The following is a 13,899-nucleotide window of genomic DNA, read 5'->3' on the forward strand; positions in this document are numbered from 1 at the left end:
TTATGATGAAACCGATTCTCTTTTATTACGTTAAAGAGGTTTTCGGTTAGGTGTTCCTGGTTTTCTTGGATACGCCTTTGGTGTTTCTTTCTTTTTATCAATCAAAATAATGTGGCGTTCGCCAGCATCTCTTGGCAATTCACAAATAATATCTTCTCGAACTTTTCCGCCTAATAATGACAGTGCTCGTTCGCCTTCTTGCATTTCTGCGTGGCTGTTACTAGCTTTCAAAGCGATAAATAAACCGCCTTTTTTAACTAATGGCAAGCACAATTCAGACAAGACGCTCATCCTTGCAACGGCTCTAGCTGTTACAAAATCAAAGGATTCACGGAACTGTTTATTTTGACCAAAAGTTTCTGCTCGATCATGATAGAAATGCACATCTTCTAATTCTAATTCAGTTGCTAATGTATTTAAAAATTGAATACGTTTATTTAATGAATCAACAATTGTCACCGATAATTTTGGGAAGACAATTTTTAGGGGGATGCTTGGAAACCCAGCACCAGCACCTACATCACATAAGCTTTGGACCCCGTTATTAAAATCCACATACACGCCAGCTAGAATCGAATCATAGAAATGCTTTAAGTACACTTCTTCTTCTTCAGTAATCGCTGTTAAATTGATCTTCTCATTCCATTCTTGGAGAAGGACCAGATATTGTTTAAATTGGTTCATTTGTTTTTCAGTTAGTGGAATTCCCTTTTCTTGTAAGGCTTCCTTAAATTCTTCTGGATTCATGAATTCACGCTCCTTTTTGATAACGTGAAACACAACTTTGTTTCACAACTCTATCTGTTTAACTTTAATACAAATGCCCAAGAAGTGCAATGGTTATTTGCTGTTTTTTTTGATTTTTAATGTTTTGTTCGGTGGTATTTTTTTATTTATAAATGAAACGAGAATTCCAAGGCTTAAAACCTCAACTCTACTTTCTTAAAAAATCGTTAATCGGGCTTTTTTTGTATGATTTAAACTCAATTATAAAATTGTTACCGTTTTATTTACGAACTATATTGTAGATAAATTCATTTAATGTTAAAATTCTACATGTTGGACCATAATAATTAAGGGGTTGGATTTGGAAATGAAAAAAGCAAGTCTTCTTTTTAGTAAGGTTGTATTGTTAGGTTTAGTTGTAACAAGTTTGGGGAGTTTTTCAGCAATTGTTTCTGCTGATGAAACAGGAGGAACCGACACGGGCGCAGTAGCACAAGCCCCCACTGCCACTCTTCCAATTCAATTGTTAGGCATTAATGATTTTCACGGTGCATTAAGTACGACAGGAACCGCCTATATTAATGGAACACCATTTAGAAATGCAGGAAAAGCTGCTTTGCTTGCGACTTATTTAGACCAAGCAGAAGAGACCTTTAAAGAAACAAATGCAACAGGATCGACGATTCGAGTACAAGCCGGTGATATGGTTGGAGCTAGCCCGGCAAATTCAGGCTTATTACAAGATGAGCCTACCATCAAAGTCTTAAACCGCATGAATTTTCAAGTTGGAACATTAGGAAATCATGAATTTGATGAAGGTTTGGCTGAATACAATCGAATTTTAACTGGAACGGCTCCATTACCGGGTCAGTTCAATCAGATTACACAAAATTATCAACGTGAAGCTTCAAAAACAGATATTGTGATTGCAAATATGACGGATAAAGAAACTGGCGCCATTCCTTTTGATTGGAAACCTTATACAACGAAGCTAATTTCCCAAAATGGACAGTCCGTTGAAGTTGGCTTTATCGGAATCGTTACTACAGAAATCCCTAATTTAGTGTTGAAGAAGCACTATGAACAATATAATTTTTTAGATGAAGCTGAAACCGTTGCAAAATATTCAAAAGAGCTAAGAGATAAAGGTGTTAACGCAATTGTTGTGTTAGCTCATGTACCCGCAACGAGTACCGATGATGTGGCTGTTGGCGACGCTGCGACATTAATTAACAAGGTCAACGCCATTGATCCTGAAAATAGTGTAGATGCTCTTTTTGCAGGACACAATCACCAATTTACAAACGGATTGGCGAACAACACACGCATTGTCCAAAGTACCTCACAAGGAAAAGCCTTCATTAATATGACAGGCGAACTAGATCCTGTGACGAAAGATTTTGTTAAAACTCCTGACGCTGTTGTGACTCCTGTCTTGGCAAATGACGTAAACGGTACTCCGGTAGTTCCTGATTCTGCTGTCAGCCAAATTATTGAAGAAGCGGATAACTTGGTTACTCAAGTTACAAATGAAAAAGTTGGGACTGCGACTGAAGCTGGCACAATGTCTCGTGAAGTCAACGCTGCAAATGAATCGCCAGTAGGCAATTTGGTCACTGATGCGCAACGCATTGTGGCAAATTTAGATGGCAATCATGTTGATTTCGCCATGACAAATAACGGTGGAATTCGAGCAGATTTACTAGTCCAAGATGACAAAACCATTACTTGGGGCGCCGCACAAAATGTTCAACCCTTTGGCAATATTTTGCAAATCGTGGAAATGTCCGGTACTCAAATTGAAAATGTCTTAAATGAACAATACGATGAAGATGGAAAGTATTTCTTACAGTTATCAGGCTTACGTTATACCTATACGGAAACGGATGATCCTACTGTCCCTTACAAAGTGCATCAAATAGTTAAAGAAAATGGCGAACCTCTTGATCCTAATGGAACGTATCGTGTCGTAATTAACGATTTCTTATTTGGTGGCGGGGATGGCTTTAAAACTTTTACTGGCGCTAAATTAATCGGTGCAATTGATTCTGATACAGATACCTTTATTAACTATTTCAAAGCGCAAGAAGCTGCTGGAAAAACTATTTCAGCTGCCGTTGATGGACGTAAAACGTATCGTTCTCAAGCGGACATCGCTGCTGAAAATGAAAAAAATGCACTTGCAGCAATTCATGCAGCGACTGTTTTAACCGATATTAAAGAAAAAGATACGCAACATACAGGTAAAACTCTTCCAAATGCAACGATAAGCGTTCAAGTAAAAGAGGCGGTTCAAACACGTAGTTTAAATCCCGCAACAGCGATTGCCGATGCAAATGGTGATTTCACTGTTGATATCTCTTCGTTAGACGTGAAAAAAGATCAAGTTTTAGTAGTAACGGTAACCGATCAAAATGGATACAGCGTTCCCTTTGAAAAGACCGTTTTAGCAATGGATGTTGTGACACCAAAACCTGATGAAAATGGAGGCACGCCTCCCGTAACTCCAGAAAAACCTGGAAAGACAGATGAGGATAAACCTGTAACAACCGATAAGACTTCCTCTAAAAAAGATGAAAAGGACTTCCCTCAAACAGGAGAGAACGTCCAATTGATTGGCGCTATTGTTGGTGCTGGTTTGCTTGGCGGAGGAATTGTGTTGGTTTTAAGAAAGAAAAAAATCGTATAAAAAAGAGTCTCATGTTGCATTCAGTTTACTTGAATGCAACATGAGACTCTTTAAGCTTATAAATTATTAAAATACCTAACACAAACAATGATGTAAGTTGCTTGTGTTAGGTATTTTAATTGTTGTCATAATCAAAAATAAGCTGTTACCCTTAATAATTGACGAACCTCACACGGTTCTTTCATCTGTATAAAATTTAACATTCTTTTCCATAATAGTCAATAACTTGCTCATATATTTTAAATATTTTTTTCAATTCAAAATGCAATTCATAAGTAACTGCATTACGTTTACATCTATTACAGAAACTAGTCATTTCTTTCAATCTTTCAGTTCTCATAGAACCTTTAATTAAATGATGATGTAAATATAGTACAGAAATAATATCATGTATCTTAAAATTAGTTAAATATAAAGCTGCATCTTGTCTATTAACACCTGAAGAAATTGCATAATTCTTCAATGATAACTTAGGGTTTCTTTTTTTTGAAGAATTGTACGAATATACTTGCCCACCTTTCAACTCACTATGAAATTGATTTACTTCAACAATATTAAATAGTATTGGCCTACTATGGGCAGCTATATCTCTTATATTTTTAGCAAAATATAAAAATTCACTCGTATTTTTAAAAGATTTACTATTGTGTTTTTTCTCTTCTGTATAAAATTTCAAAAATTGCGCCAACTGCCCAAATGTCATAAGCTCAATTAAAACCCAAATACTTGGCGATGAACCTCTTTTTTGATATAAATCCTCATGATAATAACTTTTTGAATTACTATTATCCATTATTTTTTTATCAACAGCAATATAACGTTCTTCCAAATCTAGACATTCTTGTTTTTTTGCATCTTCAGTTTTAGATCCATCTTTCATAATTTTTTGTTTAATAAGGTTTTTTTGATATAAATCATAGTCTACTATGATACTGTATCCATCTTCATCCCCCTCTGTGATGGCATTTATAAGGTTACTTTTTATGGAGTGTTCAATATCTAAAGTTAGTTTCATAACTAAATAGCGGAAGTGCATATCTATTGTTGCTAAGTCACTTAAATGTCCAAAATCTAGATTAACATACTTTCCATTACTATCCTTTTCAAAATTTTTTCTAAATGATGTGATTTTGTAATAATAAGTATTTTTTGACAGAATACTTTGGGCTGATTTTTCATCAATATTTTTAAACTGGATACCCTTAAAATTTAAATATCTAATCTGTTCGTCTATTTTTAATTTACTTTTAGTTTTTACTTTATCTACAAGGAGTTTATCCTTACTTTTTATTTCGTCCTTATATCCTGAACTAATCTTTTCTACCATTTGGTATTTATAAGATTTTAATTGATTAATCTGACCGAAATCTAGTTTCATATTTATATTCTCCTAAATTATTTGTAACTACTATAATAACCCATTTTATTCTAAATGCCAATTCGATTTACTATTATTTTTATTAAAAACAAAAAATATACCGATGTAAATTCATCTAACTAAAGAATTTGCATCGGTATATTTTATACTTTAAACTTCTACTTTCGCAATCTTACCTTGCTCAATATAAACCATCAAAATCGAAATATCGGCTGGATTTACTCCGCTGATTCGACTTGCTTGGGCAATGGTTTCTGGTTGGATTTTGATTAGTTTTTGCTTGGCTTCTGTTGCTAAGCCGTTAATAGCTTCATAATCAATACGTTCTGGAATGCGTTTTGATTCCATTCGTTTCATTTTCGCCACTTTTTCAAAGGCTTTTTGAATGTAACCTTCGTATTTCACTTGAATTTCAACTTGCTCTGCAACGTCTTTTGCTACGGCGATTTCTGCTGGGGCAAATTGAACAACTTCTTGATAACTGATTTCTGGACGACGTAAGAAGTCTGCTGCCAAAATTCCGTCTTTTAATGGGGAAGAACCTTTTTCAACTAAAAATGCTTGAAGTTCAGCATGCGGTTTTAAACGAACCGAATTTAAACGTTTGATTTCAGCTTCAACAGCTGCTTTTTTAATCAAATAAGTTTGGTAACGTTCTTCGTCTGCTAAACCTAACTCGTGTCCGATTTCTGTTAAACGGAAATCCGCATTGTCGTGACGTAAAAGTAAGCGATATTCCGCGCGAGACGTTAATAAACGGTAAGGTTCATTGGTTCCTTTTGTTACCAGATCATCAATCATAACGCCAATATAACCGTCGCTACGCTTCATAATAAAGGGTTCTTTTCCTTGAATTTTCAAGGCTGCATTAATCCCAGCCATCAAACCTTGACCCGCTGCTTCTTCATAGCCTGAAGTTCCATTCATTTGACCTGCAGTAAAGAGATTCTCAACGGTTTTCGTTTCTAAAGAGGGGCGCAGTTGATGAGGAACGACCACATCATACTCAATCGCATAACCTGTTCGCATCATTTCTGCATTTTCTAATCCTTCGATTGAACGGATCATTTCTAATTGAACATCCTCTGGTAAAGAGGTAGATAAACCTTGAACATAGACTTCCTCTGTATTACGACCTTCTGGTTCTAAAAACAGTTGATGTCTTGGTTTGTCACTAAAACGGACGATTTTATCTTCAATGGATGGGCAATATCTTGCGCCTACTCCTTCTACAATTCCTGTAAACATTGGCGCACGGTGTAGATTCGCTTGAATGATTTCGTGAGTTTTTTCATTGCTATACGTTAACCAGCAAGACAATTGATCTTTTAAATAAAGACTGTCGGGTGTCTTATAGCTGAAATGATTTGGTTTTTCATCTCCCGGTTGTTCTTCCGTTACGCTGTAATCAATGGTTGAACCTTTTACGCGTGGCGGTGTTCCTGTTTTAAAACGGGCCAATTCAAAGCCATTTCTTAATAGGCTTTCAGATAACTTAATAGAAGGTTGTGAGTTGTTTGGACCAGAAGAATATTTTAACTCTCCAATAATAATTTGTCCTCTTGAAGAAGTTCCAGCAGTTAATACCACAGCTTTACTACGGTAAATAGCGCCTGTATTTGTAACGATTCCTTCACAAATTCCATTTTCAATAATTAGATCTTCGGCAATTCCTTGACGTAAAATCAAGTTGTCCGTCTTTTCAATTGTATATTTCATTTCATTGGCGTAAAGAAATTTATCGGCTTGTGCCCGCAAAGCTCTCACGGCAGGGCCTTTCCCTGTATTTAACATTCTCATTTGAATGTATGTTTTATCAATGTTGCGTCCCATTTCGCCACCTAAAGCATCGATTTCACGAACTACAACGCCTTTTGCTGGACCTCCAACGGATGGATTACATGGCATAAATGCCACCATATCTAAATTGATGGTTAAAAGTAGTGTGCTTGCACCCATTCGTGCGCTTGCTAGCGCCGCTTCTGATCCTGCATGTCCTGCTCCAACTACGATAACATCAAATGTACCTGCTTCATATCGTTCCATTTTCTCATTCCCTTCCTATTTACCTAAACAGAATTGACTAAAGAGCTGCGTTAATAATTCATCTTGAACGCTGTCTCCTGTAATTTCACCTAATAAATCCCAACAACGAGTCATATCAATTTGAACTAAATCTACTGGCATGCCAGATTCAATTCCGTTGATAACTTCGTCCAATGCTGCTTCTGCGTCATGAAGTAAAGCAATATGACGAACATTGGATACATACGTAGCATCTCGTTCCCCAGTTGCTCCTGCAAAGAACAATGCGGCAATTTTATTTTCTAAGCTTTCAATACCCGATTTGGTTAAAATAGATGTTTTAACAATACTTTCTGGATCCACCAATGATTCCAATTCAGCTAAATCCAATTGGTTTGGCAAATCCATTTTATTTAAAATGACGATGCGATGATTGTCATTTGTCGCTTCAATCAACAATCGATCTTCATTTGTTAAAGGTTCATTTTGATTAAAAACCAGTAAGACTAAGTCCGCTTCGCTTAAAGCTTGACGGCTACGCTCCACACCAATACGCTCCACAATGTCTTCTGTTTCACGAATTCCGGCAGTATCGACTAGTTTTAATGGCACGCCTCGAACATTCACATATTCTTCGATAATATCTCGCGTTGTCCCAGCAATTTCAGTCACAATTGCCTTGTCTTCTTGTAAAAGGAAATTCAACAAGCTTGATTTCCCAACATTTGGACGACCAATAATCGCCGTTGCTAATCCCTCTCGAAGGATTTTCCCTTCGCTTGCTGTTTGTAAAAGTTGATTGATGCTTGCCTTTACTTGATAGGCTTTTTCAACTAGAAGTTTTGAAGTCAGAGTCTCTACGTCATCATATTCAGGATAATCAATATTCACTTCTACTTGCGCTAATGTGTCTAAAATTTCTGAACGAAGGTTGCGAATTAATTGCGAAAGATTGCCGTCTAACTGTTGCAAAGCTAAATACATCGCTTTATCCGTTTTGGCACGTATCAAATCCATCACGGCCTCTGCCTGTGATAAATCGATTCGGCCATTTAGAAAAGCACGTTTCGTAAATTCGCCTGGTTCTGCCAAACGAGCGCCATTTTGCAAGACAAGTTGCAACACTTGATTGACTGACGTAATGCCTCCGTGACAATTAATCTCAACCACATCTTCTCTAGTAAAAGTTTTTGGCTCGCGCATAACGGAAACCATCACTTCATCAATGACACCATTATTTTTCGGATCAATGATATGTCCATAATGAATCGTATGACTCGGCACTTCCGCTAATTGTTTTTTCCCAGCTTGATAAACTTTATCTGCAACTGCTAATGCTTCGTCGCCTGATAGGCGAACAATTCCAATCGCACCTTCACCTGGTGGCGTTGAAACAGCTGCAATTGTATCAAATTCTAATGACAACAGACTCACTCCTTCTTATTTTTTTGCACCAAAAAAGTGCCCACTCCACCCCTTGGCTATAAATAGCTAGAAATGGATAAAGCACTTTGACTACTTTTATCGCTAATAAATATTTCAATAAATGATTAAATTGTAAGGTTAGAACATCTTTTTTTCAGATGTCAGTTGTTATGAATATAACGTTAAATCCATCGTTTGTCAATCCTAAAACCGCAATTTTTCAATCGCTTTTTTTGATTTTTCGTGGTCGAACCCAATGATTGACCCCTAATGCAATACCTGTGCCAATAAAAGTATCCAAAACACGTTCCATCGCATACCCAAAGGACTCATTTTCAGGAATCATAAAGATGATCGTTAAAAACGTGCCGCAAGCTCCTACTACACCTTCACGATGTCCAGTAGCTGAACAGCACGTAATCATCACCATCATCAAAAGTGGGATACAAACAAGCTGAACGATGACAACATTTCCAATCACTTCATATAATAAAATAACAATTACTGCAAAAATTGCTCCAAATGTATTTCCAACAATCCGGTGACGACCGAATTTTCGTGTATTTTCCATATCTTCTCTAAGTGCAAAAACAGCCGTTAACGTGGCAACTATTGGTGTTCCTCGATCAAAAATGGTGAAAATCAGCATACATAAAAAAACACTGATGCCTGTTTTAATTGTTCTCAAACCCATTTTAAACTTACTTAATTCAAACAGTTTCGTTCCCCATCCTTTATTAAAAACTTCACATACCTACTTGCTAAAATATACCCCTATTCATTTTCTTTGTCAAACCGCCTTTCAACAATAGAAAAAACTCACTTTCATTCTCTCTTTTGGTCGCCATGTGCTAAAATAGAAATGTAGAAATAACTAAACGAATAAAATTGAAACTATCTAAGAATGCGAGGATTAACTATGAATAAATTTTACGAAATTTATTTAGACTTGGAAAAAGCCATTCTAAATCAAACGTACCATGCAGGCACCCTGCTTCCAAGCGAAAATGATTTAGCAAAAGTCTATCATGTCTCACGAGAAACCATTCGAAAAGCCCTAGTACTACTGTTGGAAAATGGCTATATTCAAAAAAAACAAGGCAAAGGTTCCATTGTTTTAAACGTCAATCGTTTTGATTTTCCGGTTTCTGGTTTAACAAGCTTTAAAGAGCTCCATGATTCACAAAATTTGAAAAGTGAGACCATTGTGACTAAAAATTGTATCGAAAAAATCTCAAAAAAATTAGCGAACCACTTAAAAATTTCTCAAGATACCGAAATTATTTATGTCGAACGTCAACGTAAATTTAATCAAGAAGTGGTAATTTTAGACAAAGATTATTTGCTTACTTCAATTATCCCAGAACTGCCAACAGAGGCTGCTCAAAATTCGATTTACGATTATATTGAACATACCTTGGGATTAACAATCAGCTTTGCTCAAAAAGAAATCACCGTTGATCCGGCAACCAAAAAAGACCACGAATTAATGGACTTAAATGGAGATACTCATGTTGTCGTCGTTCGTAGCGATGTTTATTTAGAAGACACGACTCTCTTCCAGCATACAGAGTCTCGACATCGACTGGATCGTTTTCGTTTTGTTGAATTTGCGAGACGAAGAAGCCCAATGTAATTTCTTCTTATCAAACAAAAAAAGAGAAACTATTTCCCAGGAAATAGTTTCTCTTTTTTTATTTCTCTATATAAAACGCAATCGTTTCATAAGGTTCCAAATGAATCTTACTTGTTAACTTCCGTTTCTTCCCATTTCCAATCAAGTAACGACTCTCTTGATTGCTAAATTCCATTGGAATATCCACTGAAGTTGACTCGCCATAAAAATTATTTAATACAAGAACTTGTTCAGAATCCAATTCTCGGACGTAGCCATAAACACTTGGATGATCCATTAATAAGCTTCTATACGCTCCTTCTGAAATAACCTTCATCTCTTTGCGCAATTGAATCAAGCTTTGATAATAATTGAAAATTTGGCCCTCTTCGCGTTCTTTTTTCACATTAATCAGTGAATAATTATCTGCTACTTTTAACCAAGGTTTCCCCGTACTAAATCCTGCATTTTCTGTTTCATCCCATTGCATTGGCGTACGACTTGTATCTCTAGATTTCTCTTGGATAATGGCCATAATTTCAGCTTCAGATACGCCTTTTTTCTGTAATTCTGCATATGCATTATGGGTTTCAATATCAACATAGTCCTTAATATCTGCAAAATCGGGATTCAACATTCCGATTTCTTCCCCTTGGTAAATATAAGGAGTCCCGCGTAACAAATGAATGGTTTGAGCTAGCATTGTAGCTGTTTCAAAACGATAATGAACAGAATCACCAAAACGACTCAAGGCTCTTGGTTGATCGTGATTGTTCCAAAACAACGCATTCCAGCCATTTCCCTCTGACATTCCTTCTTGCCAATCATTCAAAATGGTTTTCAATTCCATAAAATCAAAAGGCATTAAGGACCACTTTTCACCATCTAAATAATCTACTTTTAAATGGTGAAAGCTAAAGGCCATCGACAATTCATTTCTATCTGGATTTGAGTACATCACACAATTGTCAATCGTTGTCGAAGACATTTCACCAACAGTTACGCTATCCTCTTCTTTACCAAAGCTGGCCTTATTTAGCTCCATTAAATACTCGTGAACAATTGGCTGATCTGTATACAGTGATTTGCCATTTCCTGTCAAATCATCAACTAGTTCTAACGGTTTGCCAATCACGTTCATTACGTCAAAACGGAAGCCTTTCACGCCTTTTTCAAGCCAAAAATTCACTACAGCAAACAGTTCTTCACGAACTGCCGGATTGTGCCAATTTAAATCAGCCTGTGTTCGATCGTATAAATTCAAGAAGTACTTTCCTGTCTCACCAAAAGGAGTCCAGCTCGGTCCGCCAAATTTTGACTCCCAATTTGTTGGCAAGCTTCCATCGGCTTTAGGTTCACGAATATAATAGTAATCCAGATACTTTTTATCTCCCGCTAACGCCTTCTGGAACCACTCGTGTTCAACCGAAGTATGATTTAAAACCATATCTAGCATAATTTCAATCCCTAATTTTTGCGTTTCTCTAACGAGTTCTTCAAAATCAGCCATTGTTCCAAATAAAGGATCAATCGCCAGATAGTTTGAAATATCATAGCCATTGTCATTTTGCGGTGAACAAAAGAATGGATTTAACCAGATCATATCCACTCCTAAATCAGATAAATAAGGAATTTTTTCAATCACTCCCCTTAGATCTCCGACGCCATCTCCATTTGAATCTTTAAACGATTTTGGATAAATTTGATAAATTACTTTTTCATGAAAATTACTCATACTAAACTCCATTTCTAAAACAGTTTATTTCTACGCTACAATTTTACCCGTTTCTTCATCGATTGGATCTAATTTATTGAAGACTCCATACTTACGAAAAGCAACGGTCAATCCAAATGGTACTACGATTGCAATCAACATACAAATGGCAAAAATTAGATAATACGGCGGTTGAATAGATAAGATACCCGGTAAACCACCAACACCGATTGACAACGCCGTTACATTAAACAATGTCGAAATCAATCCAGCTACACCTGAACCAATCATCGCTGCGATAAACGGATACACGTATTTTAAATTAATCCCAAAAATAGCGGGTTCTGTTACGCCTAGATAACATGAAATTGCTGCTGGAATCGAGATCTGTTCTTCTTCTTTATTGCCACGGTGTAAGAAAATAATTGCCAGTACAGCAGAACCTTGTGCAATATTTGAAAGTGCAATCATTGGCCAAAGGTTTGTTCCGCCAAAATCAGCTACCAACTGCAAATCAATCGCATTCGTCATATGATGTAAGCCTGTAATAACAAGTGGGGCATACAAGAAACCAAATAATGCACCGAACAACCAGTTAAAACTACTTGCTAAACCAGTGTTTACAATCATTGAAACAAAGCTACCAATTTTCCAACCGATTGGACCTAGTACAAGATGAGCCATTAGCACCGTTGGAACAAGTGAAAAGAATGGAACAAAAATCATCGAAACTGCTTGTGGAATAAATTTACGTAACCATATTTCAAGATACGCTAACATAAAACCAGCTAGCATTGCTGGAATAACTTGTGCTTGATAGCCAATCATATTCACTTGAGCAAAACCGAAGTCCCAGAATGGAATATCTTTAGCAGCCGTTTCTGCCACTGCATACGCATTTAATAGCTGTGGTGAGACCAATGTAATCCCTAATACAATCCCAAGAATTTGAGTGGTTCCCATCTTTTTAGCAATGCTCCATGTAATTCCTACTGGTAGGAAATGGAAAATCGCTTCGCCAATCAACCATAGAAAGCTATTCACACCATTCCAAAAGACCGAAGTTTCCACAATCGTTTTTCCATCCAAGAAACCCATCGGTACTTCACCAATCACATTACGAAATCCTAAAATCAAACCACCTACAATAATTGCTGGAATGATTGGTGAAAATATCTCAGCTAAAACAGCCATTGCTCGTTGAACGATGTTCATATTTTGTTTGGCAGCATTTTTAACTTGATCTTTTGAACCGCCTTCATTTCCGGATAATTTAACAAATTCATTATAAAACGTTGGAACATCATTCCCAATTATTACTTGGAATTGACCAGCTTGAGTAAAGGTTCCTTTAACGGTAGCGATTTTTTCAATTTTTTCTTTATCTGCAAGTGCGGGATCTACTAATACAAAACGCATTCTAGTTGCACAATGAGTGACTGCTGAAATATTCTCTTTTCCACCAATATCTTCTAACAACAACTGGGCATCTTTTTTGTAATCTGCCATCTTTTCTCCTCCTTAAAAATCTTTTCAACTTGTATATACAAGTTATTTTTATAGTTGAATTGTAACCCTTTTCTTTTTATTATGCAAGCGTTTTTCTTTCTTTTTTTAAAGACCTTTAAATTTTGCTAAATTTGACTACCTTCTGGATGCAGTTTTTTCTCGAAAGCGTTATAATGAAATTAACTATTACAAGGGACGGGGGATTCCATGCACGATTCGTTAATTACCAAAAAAGTAATTGCACATTCATTGAAAGAATTGATGGAAACCATACCTTTTCAAAAAATTTCAATTCGAGATATTATGACCCACTGTGACATCAGACGTCAAACTTTCTATTATCACTTTCAAGATAAGTATGAGTTACTTGCTTGGATCTACAATCAAGAAGCTAGTGAAAACATTGAAGATTATTTAGATTACGAGCATTGGACAAAGGTCATTACAAGACTTTTTGAATACTTAGCTGAAAATAAAACCTTCTATAACAATGCATTAGCCATTACTGAACAAAATTCTTTCGATCGGTATTTTTTTGACCATACACAAAACTTGCTCCTTAAAATTATTACGGATATGATGGCGCAGCAACAAATCGAACTACCTGAAGAGACGTTAACTTTTTTTAATGCGTTTTACAGTCACGCATTTGTAGGAACTGCTAAAGATTGGTTGATGCACGGCTGTCCTGTCCCTCCACGAGAACTTTCTGAAAATATCCAATTAATTGTAGAGGATTCTTTTTTATCCACTTTAAAACGATATGAAAAACAAAAAAATAACCATTAAGCATTAAAATTATGCTTAATGGTTATTTT

Annotated in this window: 10 protein-coding genes; 3 read left to right on the plus strand and 7 right to left on the minus strand. The window is 36.2% G+C overall.

Annotated elements, in window-relative coordinates:
* Positions 1 to 30: 30 nt before the first annotated feature.
* Positions 31 to 747, minus strand: a complete 717-nt coding sequence (gene rsmG / locus CDIMF43_RS01810) for a 16S rRNA (guanine(527)-N(7))-methyltransferase RsmG (protein ID WP_034572789.1) — start codon at positions 745 to 747, stop codon at positions 31 to 33.
* 346 nt (positions 748 to 1,093) lie between these two features.
* On the opposite strand from rsmG, the gene CDIMF43_RS01815 reads away from it, so the two are divergent.
* Positions 1,094 to 3,415, plus strand: coding sequence for a 5'-nucleotidase C-terminal domain-containing protein (locus tag CDIMF43_RS01815; RefSeq protein WP_109841038.1), 2,322 nt, complete (start codon positions 1,094 to 1,096; stop codon positions 3,413 to 3,415).
* Positions 3,416 to 3,611: 196 nt separating this feature from the next.
* Here the strand turns inward: CDIMF43_RS01815 and CDIMF43_RS01820 are convergent, their stop codons facing one another.
* The 4 genes from CDIMF43_RS01820 to CDIMF43_RS01835 all read right to left on the minus strand — a co-directional run bounded on the left by CDIMF43_RS01820 (position 3,612) and on the right by CDIMF43_RS01835 (position 8,937).
* Positions 3,612 to 4,793: an Abi family protein gene (locus tag CDIMF43_RS01820; RefSeq protein ID WP_109841039.1), complete on the minus strand. Its 1,182-nt coding sequence runs from the start codon at positions 4,791 to 4,793 to the stop codon at positions 3,612 to 3,614.
* Between the two features lie 150 nt (positions 4,794 to 4,943).
* Positions 4,944 to 6,839, minus strand: coding sequence for a tRNA uridine-5-carboxymethylaminomethyl(34) synthesis enzyme MnmG (mnmG, locus tag CDIMF43_RS01825; protein ID WP_109841040.1), 1,896 nt, complete (start codon positions 6,837 to 6,839; stop codon positions 4,944 to 4,946).
* A 15-nt stretch (positions 6,840 to 6,854) separates the two neighbouring features.
* A complete protein-coding gene (gene mnmE / locus CDIMF43_RS01830; protein ID WP_162532895.1) occupies positions 6,855 to 8,243 on the minus strand; it encodes a tRNA uridine-5-carboxymethylaminomethyl(34) synthesis GTPase MnmE in 1,389 nt (462 codons plus the stop codon).
* 220 nt (positions 8,244 to 8,463) lie between these two features.
* Positions 8,464 to 8,937: an FUSC family protein gene (locus tag CDIMF43_RS01835; RefSeq protein WP_074401254.1), complete on the minus strand. Its 474-nt coding sequence runs from the start codon at positions 8,935 to 8,937 to the stop codon at positions 8,464 to 8,466.
* A gap of 225 nt (positions 8,938 to 9,162) precedes the next feature.
* Between CDIMF43_RS01835 and treR the strand changes: the two genes are divergently transcribed.
* Entirely contained in the window at positions 9,163 to 9,879 is a 717-nt protein-coding gene (gene treR, locus CDIMF43_RS01840; RefSeq protein WP_109841042.1) for a trehalose operon repressor, read from the plus strand.
* 58 nt (positions 9,880 to 9,937) lie between these two features.
* Here treR and treC read toward each other — a convergent pair whose 3' ends face one another.
* Positions 9,938 to 11,593 (minus strand): alpha,alpha-phosphotrehalase, encoded by a 1,656-nt coding sequence (gene treC / locus CDIMF43_RS01845; RefSeq protein WP_109841043.1) that lies wholly within the window; start codon positions 11,591 to 11,593, stop codon positions 9,938 to 9,940.
* Positions 11,594 to 11,623: 30 nt separating this feature from the next.
* Entirely contained in the window at positions 11,624 to 13,081 is a 1,458-nt protein-coding gene (gene treP, locus CDIMF43_RS01850) for a PTS system trehalose-specific EIIBC component (RefSeq protein ID WP_074401257.1), read from the minus strand.
* Between the two features lie 207 nt (positions 13,082 to 13,288).
* Between treP and dhaS the strand changes: the two genes are divergently transcribed.
* Positions 13,289 to 13,870 (plus strand): dihydroxyacetone kinase transcriptional activator DhaS, encoded by a 582-nt coding sequence (gene dhaS / locus CDIMF43_RS01855; protein ID WP_074401258.1) that lies wholly within the window; start codon positions 13,289 to 13,291, stop codon positions 13,868 to 13,870.
* The last annotated feature ends 29 nt before the right edge of the window (positions 13,871 to 13,899 follow it).

Origin of the sequence: Carnobacterium divergens (assembly GCF_900258435.1) — a bacterium.
Taxonomy (GTDB): Bacteria; Bacillota; Bacilli; order Lactobacillales; family Carnobacteriaceae; genus Carnobacterium; species Carnobacterium divergens_A.